General features: G+C 42.1%; 11 protein-coding genes and 1 other annotated feature. All 11 genes read left to right on the top strand.

From position 1 onward, the window contains the following. The first annotated feature begins 15 nt into the window (after window positions 1-15). The 11 genes from mutM (at window position 16) to thrS (ending at window position 12,648) form a co-directional block, all read left to right on the top strand. Complete coding sequence (gene mutM, locus AC6CIB_RS14855; protein ID WP_498281891.1) at window positions 16-840, top strand: DNA-formamidopyrimidine glycosylase; 825 nt, start codon at window positions 16-18, stop codon at window positions 838-840. Between the two features lie 68 nt (window positions 841-908). Then, window positions 909-1,541, top strand: coding sequence for a sporulation membrane protein YtaF (gene ytaF / locus AC6CIB_RS14850; RefSeq protein WP_113969584.1), 633 nt, complete (start codon window positions 909-911; stop codon window positions 1,539-1,541). A gap of 31 nt (window positions 1,542-1,572) precedes the next feature. Continuing rightward, window positions 1,573-2,178, top strand: a complete 606-nt coding sequence (gene coaE / locus AC6CIB_RS14845; protein WP_498281889.1) for a dephospho-CoA kinase — start codon at window positions 1,573-1,575, stop codon at window positions 2,176-2,178. A 533-nt stretch (window positions 2,179-2,711) separates the two neighbouring features. Then, the gene (locus tag AC6CIB_RS14840) at window positions 2,712-3,740 is read left to right on the top strand and encodes a glyceraldehyde-3-phosphate dehydrogenase (protein WP_498281887.1); all 1,029 of its coding nucleotides are present in this window, start codon (window positions 2,712-2,714) and stop codon (window positions 3,738-3,740) included. A gap of 1,272 nt (window positions 3,741-5,012) precedes the next feature. Continuing rightward, window positions 5,013-5,393, top strand: a complete 381-nt coding sequence (gene speD, locus AC6CIB_RS14835) for an adenosylmethionine decarboxylase (RefSeq protein ID WP_034756998.1) — start codon at window positions 5,013-5,015, stop codon at window positions 5,391-5,393. A gap of 131 nt (window positions 5,394-5,524) precedes the next feature. Continuing rightward, entirely contained in the window at window positions 5,525-5,905 is a 381-nt protein-coding gene (locus AC6CIB_RS14830) for a cytosolic protein (protein WP_498281885.1), read from the top strand. 82 nt (window positions 5,906-5,987) lie between these two features. Further along, complete coding sequence (gene nrdR / locus AC6CIB_RS14825) at window positions 5,988-6,443, top strand: transcriptional regulator NrdR (protein ID WP_324744786.1); 456 nt, start codon at window positions 5,988-5,990, stop codon at window positions 6,441-6,443. A gap of 68 nt (window positions 6,444-6,511) precedes the next feature. Further along, window positions 6,512-7,900, top strand: a complete 1,389-nt coding sequence (locus AC6CIB_RS14820) for a replication initiation and membrane attachment family protein (RefSeq protein ID WP_498281883.1) — start codon at window positions 6,512-6,514, stop codon at window positions 7,898-7,900. A 12-nt stretch (window positions 7,901-7,912) separates the two neighbouring features. After that, the gene (gene dnaI / locus AC6CIB_RS14815) at window positions 7,913-8,845 is read left to right on the top strand and encodes a primosomal protein DnaI (RefSeq protein WP_498281881.1); all 933 of its coding nucleotides are present in this window, start codon (window positions 7,913-7,915) and stop codon (window positions 8,843-8,845) included. Window positions 8,846-9,461: 616 nt separating this feature from the next. Continuing rightward, complete coding sequence (locus AC6CIB_RS14810; RefSeq protein WP_498281879.1) at window positions 9,462-10,328, top strand: putative sporulation protein YtxC; 867 nt, start codon at window positions 9,462-9,464, stop codon at window positions 10,326-10,328. Between the two features lie 75 nt (window positions 10,329-10,403). Then, window positions 10,404-10,658 (top strand) — a binding site (T-box leader). Between the two features lie 58 nt (window positions 10,659-10,716). Continuing rightward, window positions 10,717-12,648 (top strand): threonine--tRNA ligase, encoded by a 1,932-nt coding sequence (gene thrS / locus AC6CIB_RS14805; RefSeq protein ID WP_498281877.1) that lies wholly within the window; start codon window positions 10,717-10,719, stop codon window positions 12,646-12,648. The last annotated feature ends 322 nt before the right edge of the window (window positions 12,649-12,970 follow it).

The following is a 12,970-nucleotide window of genomic DNA, read 5'->3' as shown; positions in this document are numbered from 1 at the left end:
TAAGGAGGTGGCAGAGTGCCGGAGCTGCCTGAAGTAGAAACGGTCAGAAAAACGTTGGAGCTTCTTGTTATTGGAAAGAAAATCAAAGACGTCTCGGTTTTTTGGCCTAAGATGATTAAAAGCCCAGACGAACCTGATGAATTTGTTCATAGCTTGAAGGGGCAGGAAATACTTGAAATGAGAAGAAGAGGGAAATTCCTGATCTTTTATTTAAACGACGTGGCTCTTGTTTCTCACTTGAGAATGGAAGGAAAGTACAACTTGTCCGATAGCCGGGACCCCATTGAAAAGCACACTCACGTCATATTTCATTTTACGGATAACACAGAACTCAGATACCGTGATGTCCGGAAGTTTGGGACGATGCACCTTTTCAAGAAAGGGGAGGAATTGCTTCATCTTCCCCTCCTGCAGTTGGGACCCGAGCCGTTTCAATCCGAGTTTACTGCAGACTACCTAACAGAAAAGCTGAGCAAGACAGAAAGAATCGTGAAAGCCACATTATTAGATCAGACGGTCCTCGTGGGACTGGGGAACATCTATGTAGATGAAGCATTATTCCGTGCGGGTATACACCCCGACCGGAAGTCAAAATCCCTTTCACAGGAAGAAATTGAGCGGCTTCACCAAGAAATCATCAGAACATTGGAAGAAGCCGTAGAAATGGGAGGAAGTACGATTCGCTCCTATGTGAATTCTCAGGGACAAATGGGTATGTTCCAACAGAACCTCTTCGTGTATAGCCGGAAAGAAGAACCTTGTCGTCAATGTGGTACTCCCATTGAGAAGAAGGTTTCAGCAGGGAGAGGGACGCACTATTGTCCGGATTGCCAACGTTAGAAAGAACAATTAACATCTGATAAGCCCTTACCATATAGTATTGTAATGATTTTTGGGAGGGCTATTAGATGAGTGAAACAATCTCCTTATTACTTCTGGCGTTTGCTGTAAGTCTTGATAGTTTTAGCACAGGTTTAACTTACGGATTACGAAAAGTGAAAATCCCTACAAAATCAATCAGCATCATATCCATTTGTTCGGCGAGCTCCTTATTATTGGCCATGTTACTTGGTCAGACCATCGGATCCATCATCACACCGTTATGGGCTGGCAGGATCGGCGGGCTGATTCTGGTTGTGATTGGAGCGGCCGTACTGTACCAGTTCTTTAGACCGGAAAAAGAAACGGTATTATCCCAAGAAAAGACGTTAATCAACTTTGAGATTAAATCCATAGGATTAGTGGTTCAAATTTTAAGAAGGCCGTTAACGGCAGACTTTGATAGATCGGGTACGATTACCGGTATTGAAGCGTTTATGCTTGGAATTGCACTATCATTGGATGCCTTCGGTGCCGGAATTGGCGCAGCGTTATTAAATTTCTCGCCATTCATACTTACTTTAGCCATCCTGGTGATGAGCTTTACGTTCTTATTCTCAGGATTAAAGATGGGGGAATTCTTCTCTCATTTACGGTGGATTCACCGAGTGTCATTTCTCCCGGGAGTTCTGTTGATCCTTATAGGGATCCTGAGGTTTTAATGGCTGACATGACTTAGAAAGGAATAGGATAATGGCTAGCATTATAGGATTAACAGGTGGTATTGCAAGTGGTAAAAGTACAGTTTCGAAAACGTTAAATGAAAAAGGCTATACGATAATTGATGCTGATCTTGCTGCCCGTATGGTGGTTGAGGTTGATCAGCCGGCTTATCTTACGATTGTGGAAGAATTCGGTGAACATATACTGCACGATCACGATTCAACCATCAATCGGGAAAAACTAGGCCAGATCATCTTTAACTCTGAAGAAAAACGAAAAAAGCTGAATGGAATTGTTCATCCTGCCGTCAGAAGCATGATGCTCGCACATAAGGATGAAGCCATTCTTGAAGGTAAAAACACGATTTTCATGGATATTCCGCTTTTATTTGAAAGCGACTTAACTTGGATGGTGGATCGCACGCTCGTGGTATATGTGAACAAAGAAACCCAATTATCGCGTTTGATGGAACGCAATCACTTTACCCGGGAAGAAGCATTAGCACGCATCGCTTCCCAATTCCCCTTAAAGGATAAAGCAAGCCTTGCCGACGCAGTCATCGACAACAATGGAACCCTGGACGAAACCAAGGAACAGCTTGAATCCCTTTTGATGGAGTGGCATCTAAAACCATAGAATGACATATGAGCTGACAAGGAAACTTCTTGTCGGCTTTATTTTATTTGATCCACTATATTAATCAGGGGTCATGGCGATAAAAATCTGATTCTAAAATAGAGTTGTGTTGGTTCTCCTTTGTAAATAGGACAAACGCTCAGCATTTCTACAATAGGAGCTTTTTTGTGTATATCTGTTAAAACGTAGTGTAATAGCACAGAGTGGATTGTAGCGGAAGGCACTTGACTCCTGCGGGAAATAGAGGAAAGGTCGAGACCCCGCAGGGCAATGCCCGAGGAGGCTCGACTTCCTCCCCGCGGAAAGCAAGTGCATGGAGCGGAAAGGAACGGTCAATGTTTAAATCAAAGATATAGCATTGAAAAATTGTATGAAATCAAACCACAAAAATATACATTTAATAAACCTATTGTCAGAATAATAAAACATTAAAAATCCGCAAAATACTTATTAACATATTCTCTAAATATGTTATACTATTTTTAGCAAATAAACATATAAGTATAACATTAATATAGAGGGGAGCCGGATTTATGAAGGCGAAAATTGCAATCAATGGTTTTGGACGTATTGGAAGAATGGTTTTCAGGAAAGCAATATTAGAGGGAAACTTAGAGGTTGTAGCCATTAACGCAAGCTACCCGGCTGAAACATTAGCACATTTAATTAAGTATGACACAAATCATGGAACATTTCAGGCAGATGTGGTGACGGAAGATGATGCACTCATCGTCAATGGGAAGCGTGTCCTACTATTAAGCAATCGTGATCCTAAAGCTTTGCCTTGGGGCGAATTAAATATCGACATTGTGATTGAAGCTACTGGAAAATTCAATTCGAAAGATCAAGCGAGCCTTCATTTAGAAGCGGGAGCGAAAAAGGTCATCCTGACAGCCCCTGGTAAAAATGAAGACGTAACGATTGTGATGGGTGTAAATGAAAGCGCATTAAATATTGAAGAACACAGCGTCATTTCAAATGCATCTTGTACAACGAACTGCTTAGCGCCAGTTGCGAAGGTATTAGATGAGCAATTTGGTATTGAAAATGGACTTATGACGACAGTCCATGCTTACACAAATGACCAAAAGAATATTGATAATCCACATAAAGATTTGAGAAGAGCGAGAGCGTGCGGTCAATCGATCATCCCGACCACAACTGGTGCAGCAAAAGCATTATCATTGGTTCTGCCTCAGTTAAACGGCAAGCTTCACGGAATGGCATTGCGTGTGCCTACACCAAATGTTTCACTAGTGGACCTGGTTGTGGATGTGAAAAGAGACGTAACAGTAGAAGAAATCAACGAAGCTTTCATTACGGCTTCTGTTAGTTCTTTACACGGAGTGCTGCAATTCACAACGGAACCTTTAGTTTCAATCGACTTTAATACAAATCCTCATTCAGCGATCATCGACGGATTATCCACGATGGTAATGGGAGATCGAAAAGTGAAGGTACTGGCCTGGTACGATAATGAATGGGGCTATTCATGCCGTGTCGTTGATCTGGCTAAATTCGTTGCATCAAAAATGAACGCAAAACAAGAAGTCAACGTTTGAAAGAACCCACATAAACAATAAGCTGCATCCTTAGAACGTACCTTTCCCGGTGCGTTCTTTTTCTTTTCATATTTTTTAAAGGTTCTTTTCTAAACTTTGTTGCTTTTGAAAAAGCGAGTAGTGGTTGATTTCCGCTCCAGGTGCTCGCTTTCCGCGGGGCGTGAGTTGAGCCTCCTCTGGCTTTCCCTGCGGGGTCTCAACTTTCTAGCTCCGGCAAGCTTAGCCCCTCGAGGTCATAAGCTAAATGGTCCAAGAAGGCAAAGAGCGCCTTCTTAGGCCCATTCATCTTATGCATGTCGGGGCTGGGCGAGCCGCCTCCGCTTTTCGGAGCTTCCCGCAATTCCCGCTGGAGTCGAGCACCTGCAGCGAGAATCAACTTTCTAAGCATGGATTTCTTAGCATAGCTAATATAAATACCATACAAGTCTAGAAAACAGTATTTTTCAAAGTGTGCACTGGTCGATTGTAGCTTGTATAGTAGAGATTTTTTACTTTTTATTGTTTTTTGTCACTTTAAGTTCTGTCCCTTAAATTCCTTTTAGATAGTGAGGGGAATTTCGTAGACTCCTATGGGAAAGTCCGTACGCAAGCTGCAAGCGGAGCAGTTCCTTCACCACCCAGCACATATTGGTTGACAGAGCCTTGGCAGATCATCATGTGTTTTAAAACAACAATCTTTACGAAAACAGCCTTTAGTAAATAGATGTCAACGAAAATCCTCTATTTGTTGGTGTGGGATTTGGGTGATCCTTTGGTAGGAAGTTTGTATTTATGAACAACTTTCTACCAAAGAGCTTTTTTGTGCTTATCTATCAAAACTTATAGTCAGTAAGAGTGTAGTAGCACAGAGTGGATTGTAGCGGAAGGCACTTGACTCCTGCGGGAGATAGAGGAAAAGTCGAGACCCCACAGACGGAACGTCGAGGAGGCTCGACTTCCTCCCTGGGGAATCTTGTGCATGGAGCGGAAAGGAACGGTCTGCGATTCCAAGAACGCACTTTACGTTTAGGGAAGTTGCTCACCGCCAACTCAGCGAAATGCAATCAACCGATAGTATGACCAAGTGAAAAAGTTTATAAAAATTTATTGCAAAAGAGTTTTAAACAAAGTATACTATTTTTCGTGAACTTCTTATTAGCAAATGAATACTGATTTAGCTACTTAAAGGGTTAGGACCTCTTCGGACTAACTTTCCCCCGTGGTAGTTAAGATTTTGCCAAAGGATGCGTTCATTTTGACGAAAAAAATTATGTCAAAGGGGGAAACACGAAAATGGAAACAATGGGTCGTCATGTAATCTCAGAATTATGGGGTTGCGATTTTGAAAAATTAAACGATGTAGTAGGAATTGAAAAAACATTCGTAGATGCTGCGCTTAAATCAGGTGCAGAGGTACGTGAGGTAGCTTTCCATAAATTTGCTCCTCAAGGTGTTAGTGGAGTTGTGATCATTTCAGAATCACATCTAACTATTCACAGTTTTCCTGAACATGGTTATGCCAGTATTGATGTATATACTTGCGGTGATTTAGATCCTAACATCGCTGCTGAATATATTGCAGATGCTCTTGGTGCTGACACACGTGAAACAATTGAATTGCCACGTGGTATGGGTCCGGTACAAGTGAAGAAGTCTCAGGCTCAAGCCCTTTAATTGAAAATAACTCAGAAGAGATGCGTATTAGATGCATCTCTTTTTTTATGCTTTTGTATAGGAATTGATTTTGAATTTTCATTCGTGTTGTTTTCGTGTAAAATAAGGGTAAATAAAGGGAGGAACGTTAAATGAGCGGAATACGTACTTTTTTTAAACGGTTTCAATCAGAATGTGAGACATCTGATCAGCACGAAGATAAAGACCTGCAATCACGCTATTATAAATCCATGCATCAAGGTGCATTTAATGCAGTATTAGAGTTATTCTCATCCTCTGAGTATGAGGTGATTTCCCAGTCTAAGGACAGAGGGGAAATTACGGTCCGTAAAAATGGTACTCCCCAACTGTTTATTGTCGCAACGGTCATCACGGTAAGACCTTTTGAAACGGCAGTCGATTTCAAGATCAGTGCGGATAAAGGGAAAATCTTTGGTACATATACGGTCTTAAAAGCACAGATTAACCATTATTATCATAAGCTTGACAGCGAATTGACAAAAGTGAAATAACGGTAAATCCTTTATAAGCTTGTGTAAGTCGCAGCTTTTTTATATGATGAAAGTAATAGTATGTAATAACGGAGCTGATATTATGAAGTGCCCGTCTTGCCAGCATAATGGTACACGAGTAGTGGACTCCCGTCCTGCTGATGAAGGACGTTCAATCAGAAGAAGAAGAGAATGTGAAGTATGTACCTTCCGCTTCACGACCTTCGAGAAGGTTGAAGAGCTTCCTTTAATTGTGGTGAAAAAAGAAGGGGTAAGAGAAGAGTTTAGTCGAGAGAAGATTTTGAGAGGGTTGATCAAGGCTTGTGAGAAGCGCCCGGTACCTCTTGAGAGATTAGAAAAGATCTCAACGGATATTGAAAAGGAACTCCGTAATCAAGGTGCTTCTGAAGTAGAATCGGTTAAGATTGGTGAGATGGTCATGGATCAACTTGCTAAGGTAGATGAAGTTGCATACGTACGCTTTGCATCTGTGTATAGACAATTCAAGGATATTAATGTATTTATAGACGAACTGAAAGAATTAATAAAAAAAGAGTAGAAGAATGAGCTGAAGATGTAATTCTTTAGCTCTTTTCTCTTTATTTTTTTGAAAGGTAGAATCCAACTATGATGAAGAAGCATTGGAATGAAATACAACCAATCGATCACTACACGGTAGGGACAAATGGGATTCTTCAGGAATACGATCGGAAAATCATCACGTTTCTGTACCAGCCTTTAATTGGTTCGGTTTGTTACAGTCTTTATATGAGTTTGTGGGGAGAAGTAGAAGAAAACAGGTTATGGTCAACACATTCTACTCATTATCATCTGATGAACGTTCTGTCTGTCAATCTTCAGGAAGTTTATGAAGCGAGAATGAAGCTTGAAGGGATAGGGTTGTTAAAGGCATACGAAAAAAGGGACAACGAGGATCGGAGTTTTCTCTATGAACTGCAGCCTCCTCTTACCCCTCAGGAATTCTTTCATGATGGTATGTTAAATGTGTATCTTTACCGTAAAATAGGCAGGACTCATTATTTGCGTTTAAAGAAATTCTTTACTGACGAATTGGTAGATAAACAGCAACACGTAAACATCACCCGGTCCTTTCAAGATGTTTTCACATCGGAACAGATTAATTTTCTCCAACACGATGCAAATATGGATTCCGAGACAAAGTCTGGTGAACAATATATGAAATATGGGAAGAATGGTGGTCTTCCACTGGATGATATCGATTTTGATTTTCAGTTATTACTTGCAGGGTTATCTGAATCCATGGTTCCACGAAAATCCTTTACAACTAATGTCAGGGAAACGGTTCTGAAGCTGAGCTATCTGTACGGTATAGATCCTCTTCAAATGAAAAATATCGTCTTAAGCTCCCTGGATGCAGACGATACCATCGATATAGAGCTGCTGCGCAAAACCGCACGTGATTGGTATGGGGTTCAGACTGGTGATCAACTGCCCGATTTGACTACGAGAATAGAGACTAAAGCGCCTGTGAAATCGGATAAACCCCGCACGAAAGAAGAAGAACTCATTGAATATCTGGAAACAACGTCGCCCAAGGATGTTCTTTCTGACATATCAAATGGAGGTGCTCCTTCTAAGGCAGACCTTCAGGCTGTTGAAGAGGTGCTCATGTCACAGAAGTTGCCGATTGGTGTCATGAATGTCCTGGTACAATATGTGTTGCTGAAAACGGACATGAAGCTCACAAAAGGATACATGGAAAAAATCGCGTCCCACTGGTCGAGGAAAAAGGTGACGACTGCAAGTGAAGCCATGGAATTAGCAAAAAAAGAACACAAGCAGTATCTTGAGTGGGCTGAAGGGAAAAAGGAAAATAATACGAATAGACGAAGAAAGCCGATTCGTACTGAGAAACTCCCGGAATGGTTCCAAGAAGGTGAAACCGAGAAAGAAAATGATTCTTCCCTTGATGGATATGATTTCGAAGCAGAAAAGAAGAAACTCGAAGAAGAGCTTAAAAATTTTCGGAAGTAGGTGAACGTAGCGGTGGAGAGAATAAATAACACCCTGAAAAGGTTGGCGGCTTCTGGTTCGTTTCAACAAAGATATGAGCAAATGAAAAAAGAGATTCTTGAAAACCATGATGTGAAGGATTTTATTCGCAGGAATGAAGGCCGTGTAACAGGGGAAATGGTAAATGAGAGTCTGATGAAGTTATATGAATACATCTCTCAAAGTAAAGAATGTCGTTACTGTCCTTCTTTACAGGAGTGTAAGAACATGATGGAAGGGTATGACCCTCATTTAGTGATCAGAGGTAACACCATCGACATCGATTACCATCGCTGCCCTCGAAAAGTCATTCATGATGAAAGAACAAGTTCCAAGCGTCTAATCAAGAGCCTGTATGTACCTAAAGATATTTTACAGGCGTCCTTTCAGACCCTGGATCTTGATTCGAAAAGCCGATTGGAGGCTGTGCGATTAGCGAAGAATTTCGTGGAGAACTATACAGAAGGTACAAAAATGAAAGGACTCTATTTTTACGGCAAGTTCGGAGTGGGTAAGTCCTATTTGTTAGGGGCGATGGCCAATGAACTCGCCCAGAAAAAAATCGCGTCCCTGATTGTCTACGTTCCTGAGTTCTTTAGAGAAATCAAGCAATCGCTTGGAGATAACTCGGTAAATGAAAAACTGGAAATGGTTAAATCTGCACCGATCCTCATGCTCGATGACATCGGCGCAGAAACGATGTCAAGCTGGGGAAGGGATGAAATCCTGGGGACGATCCTTCAGTACAGAATGCTTGAGAACCTGCCTACATTCTTTACCTCCAACTTCAACTTCAACGAACTGACCCACCATTTGACGTACAGTCAAAGAGGAGAAGAAGAAAAACTGAAGGCTGCACGGATCATGGAGCGGATTAAATACTTGTCCCAGCCTGTGTTGATCGATGGTAGGAATAGAAGAGAATAGATCGCACGAAAAAAGAGGGGGTCATTCGTTAAGCGAGTGATCTCCTCTTTTGCTCTTCCTGTTGGCAAAGACGGCAGAGCAGTCCTCCGTGTCGATACGCATGCATACCTAAAGAAAATTCGACAAGGATGCTTAATTATTCAAAAAGAGGATCAATTAATTAAAATCAGGATTAATAAATCCCAAACAGGATTAATAAATCCCAAACAGGATTAATTATCCGAAATCGAGATTGAAAACAGCCCAAATGGGATCAATTCTTCCGCGATGTCATTCCGAATCAGGAATTTCACCCCAAATTCGGCCCCTTAGACCCTTTCCGGGATCCTACTTCAGCTGAAATAAGGCAATCTAAGTCATTTCCCGTTTAAAAAAGGAGACAATATATAGCCTGGGATTCCAATCCAAGCGCAAAACCCAAACCTTTTCAACAACCGAGCCCCTTCCTGTTGGCGAAGACGGGAGAGTCTCCTGTAGCGAAAATCAAACACTACTCGCTTCTTGTGACCGCCAAAAAGTTTGAAAAGAGACAATTAAATTCACACATCAACTTCTAATTTATACAAGCCTCCCATATATATAAATCAGGGATTTGGGTTTAAGGAGGCGAGAAAGTTTGATTGAATTTATTTTCAAGCAAAAAAATGATGCGTTAAAGCTTCAAGAACACCTCAATAAAGAGTTCATACAATCATGGTTCCATGAAACGCTCTTTCAACATACAACTCACTATAATCTGACGATAGAGGTTTCCCCCTTCTTCAAGGAAAAAGAAAAGCTATTCAATGGGGTTTCCCACTTTGTCTTAAATGATAAATGCATGGACTGGTCCGAATCAGCCCTGAAAGAAAATTACTTCTATGAAGATGTTGATGAAATCAATCAAATATTAGAAATCGTATCAGAGATGAGGATGGGTGAACGACCTGAATTGATGGAGCTGATCGGTGAATGGGACGAGGCCGAATACGTCCATGACAGTCTGGAGCTTTTATTGGAAGGGAAGGCCCCCATATCATTCGACTCCTTCAGCAAGTTCAGGCTGAAGAAGCTTCAGGAGAGACTGCTCCTCATGCTGGATCTTGCTATAGATGAATATAAGATGGAGCAGGAATATCAAATGTTTGTCCATATGCTGCGGGAGTATCTGGCATCAAGGGAGCAGAAAATGCGCACGATCCATCTGTATTCGACGGGTTATGGCTATCGTTTCTTTGATGAAGACATGAAAGAGGTGACACGGCAGGAGTTGACGAAGGCGATTGATAAACGCCTTCTGACGAATCACCCGTTATACGTTGATTCGTACACCATAGCTCCGTTATTATCCCTTGCACCGGAGAGGATACTCGTGTACGGGAATGGTGACCATCAATTGATCAGGACGCTTCAGAATATTTTTGAAGAACGGATCGATCTTTTGCCGATGAGTTATTTCCCTGATACACTTCTCTATCCTTCCTGGGATATCGCGAATGAATAGGCTGCCTCATTTTTATGGAATGCTCTTGCTTTTCAAAACATAACCGATTATAATACCTACATAATAAGTCAATAAATAAAGGTTATGATGAGGACAACAATATTCCTATTCCATTTACAGAGAGGGAAGTCATTCGGCTGCAAACTTCCTAATTCGGTAGTGATATTTACCACCTCGGAACTTCAATTATGAACTGAATCTTAATGGATTCACAGTAATGATTGACGGCTAAATGTCGTTATTCGTTTTCAATGAAGTCATTGTCTGTATTTTGCGTACAATGAGAAGTTGGGTGGAACCACGAGTTTACTTATTAACCTCGTCCCTTCAAATGTGAAGGGGCGGGGTTTTTTATGTTTTATAGAGATTACTTAAGGAGTGAAATCACATGTCAGAAGTAGTGAAAATTCAGTTCCCAGATGGAAATGTCAAAGAGTTTCCTAAAGGGACGACAACAGAAGAAATTGCTGCGTCCATCAGTCCCGGACTGAAAAAGAAGGCGCTCGCTGGTAAAATAAATGATGTATTAATTGACTTACGTACAGGGATTCAAGAGGATGGGGCGATTGAAATCGTTACACCTCCAGGAGAAGATGCACTGGGAATTCTTCGTCACAGTACAGCCCATTTAATGGCACAGGCGATTAAACGTTTATACCCTGAGACAAAGCTTGGAATCGGACCGGTCATCGAAGGCGGATTCTATTATGATATTGATTCCGAGCACACGTTCACTCCAGAAGATCTTCCGCTGATCGAGAAAGAAATGAAGAAGATCACTGGAGAAAACCTAGAAGTTGTCCGTAAAGAAGTAAACCGCGATGAAGCGCAGAAAATGTATGAAGAAATCGGTGACGAGTATAAGCTTGAATTACTTGAGGCGATTCCTGAGGGAGAACAAGTCTCCATTTACGAGCAAGGAGAATTCTTCGATTTATGTCGTGGAATCCACATTCCGTCCACTAATAAAATTAAAGAATTCAAGCTATTAAGCATCGCTGGGGCATACTGGCGCGGGAACAGTGATAATAAAATGCTTCAACGCATTTACGGTACAGCCTTCTTCAAGAAAGAAGACCTGGAAGAGCATCTGCGTCTTTTAGAAGAAGCAAAAGAGCGTGATCACCGTAAAATCGGTAAAGAATTGAATCTATTCATGAATTCGCAAAAAGTGGGACAAGGACTGCCGATGTGGCTGCCTAAAGGTGCCACGATCCGTCGTATCATCGAGCGTTATATCGTTGATAAAGAAGAGCGCTTAGGCTATGATCACGTTTACACACCTGTCATGGGAAGCGTTGAGCTATACAAAACAAGCGGTCACTGGGATCATTACCAGGAGAATATGTTCCCTGTCATGGAAATGGATAATGAAGATCTTGTCCTTCGCCCGATGAACTGCCCTCATCATATGATGATTTACAAAAACGGCATTCACAGCTATCGTGAGCTTCCGATCCGTATCGCCGAGCTTGGTTTGATGCACCGTTACGAATTGTCAGGAGCCCTGTCAGGACTTCAACGTGTACGCGGGATGACTCTGAATGATGCACATATCTTCGTTCGTCCTGATCAAATCAAGGAAGAATTCAAGCGTGTGGTGCGCCTGGTTCAGGAAGTGTACAAAGACTTTGATCTGAATGACTATTCCTTCCGTCTTTCTTATCGTGACCCTGAGGATACTGAGAAGTACTTTGACGACGATGAAATGTGGAACCGTGCACAAGGAATGATCAAGGAAGCCATGGATGAACTGGATGTGGAGTACTTTGAAGCAGAAGGGGAAGCGGCATTCTACGGCCCTAAACTGGACGTTCAAGTGAAAACGGCTCTTGGGAAAGAAGAAACGTTATCCACTGTTCAGCTGGACTTCTTACTTCCAGAGCGCTTTGATTTAACGTATGTTGGGGAAGATGGGAAGCAGCATCGCCCGGTTGTCATTCACCGTGGTGTCGTGTCCACGATGGAACGCTTCGTGGCATTCCTGATCGAAGAATACAAAGGAGCATTCCCGACATGGCTCGCTCCAACGCAGGTTCAGGTGATCCCGGTTTCCCCGGATGTTCATTTCGACTATGCGAAAGAAGTGAAAGAAAAGCTTCAATCTGAAGGACTGCGTGTTGACATCGATGACCGTAATGAAAAGATCGGTTATAAGATCCGTGAAGCACAGATGAGTAAAGTACCTTACATGCTTGTGGTGGGAGATAATGAAATCAAGGAAACGGCTGTAAACGTCCGTAAATACGGAGAGCAAAAATCAGAAACGATTTCCCTTGGCCAATTCATCAGCCATATCACAAAAGAAGCCAAACGATAAAATGAGAAAGAGGGACGGACCTTGCACCAAGGTCCGTCCTTTTATGTCGATTGTTGTTTTTCTGCAATTATTGAGAAGAGGATGTAACCAGGTGATTCATGAGTTGATTGGGGCGGAATGTGCTCGACTCCTGCGGGAGAAGCGGGACAGGTGAGACCCCGCAGGAGCGCAGCGACGAGGAGGCTCACCGCCCGCCCCGCGGAAAGCGAGCACCTGGAGCGGAAATCAACCACTACTCGCTATTATAAAAGCAGCAAAGTAGATGAATACAGCCCATATAAATTTCAAAAAACTATTGCACTCTCCTTAGATGTCTGATATT

Source organism: Rossellomorea sp. GQ25 (genome assembly GCF_059758515.1).
This window is presented reverse-complemented; position numbering and strand designations above follow the sequence as displayed.

Bases quoted from the DNA above. Each gene is read 5' to 3' on its own strand.
- speD (WP_034756998.1), top strand. From the start codon at position 5,013: ATGGAAACAATGGGTCGTCATGTAATCTCAGAATTATGGGGTTGCGAT.
- ytaF (WP_113969584.1), top strand. From the start codon at position 909: ATGAGTGAAACAATCTCCTTATTACTTCTGGCGTTTGCTGTAAGTCTT.
- coaE (WP_498281889.1), top strand. From the start codon at position 1,573: ATGGCTAGCATTATAGGATTAACAGGTGGTATTGCAAGTGGTAAAAGT.
- AC6CIB_RS14830 (WP_498281885.1), top strand. From the start codon at position 5,525: ATGAGCGGAATACGTACTTTTTTTAAACGGTTTCAATCAGAATGTGAG.
- thrS (WP_498281877.1), top strand. From the start codon at position 10,717: ATGTCAGAAGTAGTGAAAATTCAGTTCCCAGATGGAAATGTCAAAGAG.
- AC6CIB_RS14820 (WP_498281883.1), top strand. From the start codon at position 6,512: ATGATGAAGAAGCATTGGAATGAAATACAACCAATCGATCACTACACG.
- AC6CIB_RS14840 (WP_498281887.1), top strand. From the start codon at position 2,712: ATGAAGGCGAAAATTGCAATCAATGGTTTTGGACGTATTGGAAGAATG.
- nrdR (WP_324744786.1), top strand. From the start codon at position 5,988: ATGAAGTGCCCGTCTTGCCAGCATAATGGTACACGAGTAGTGGACTCC.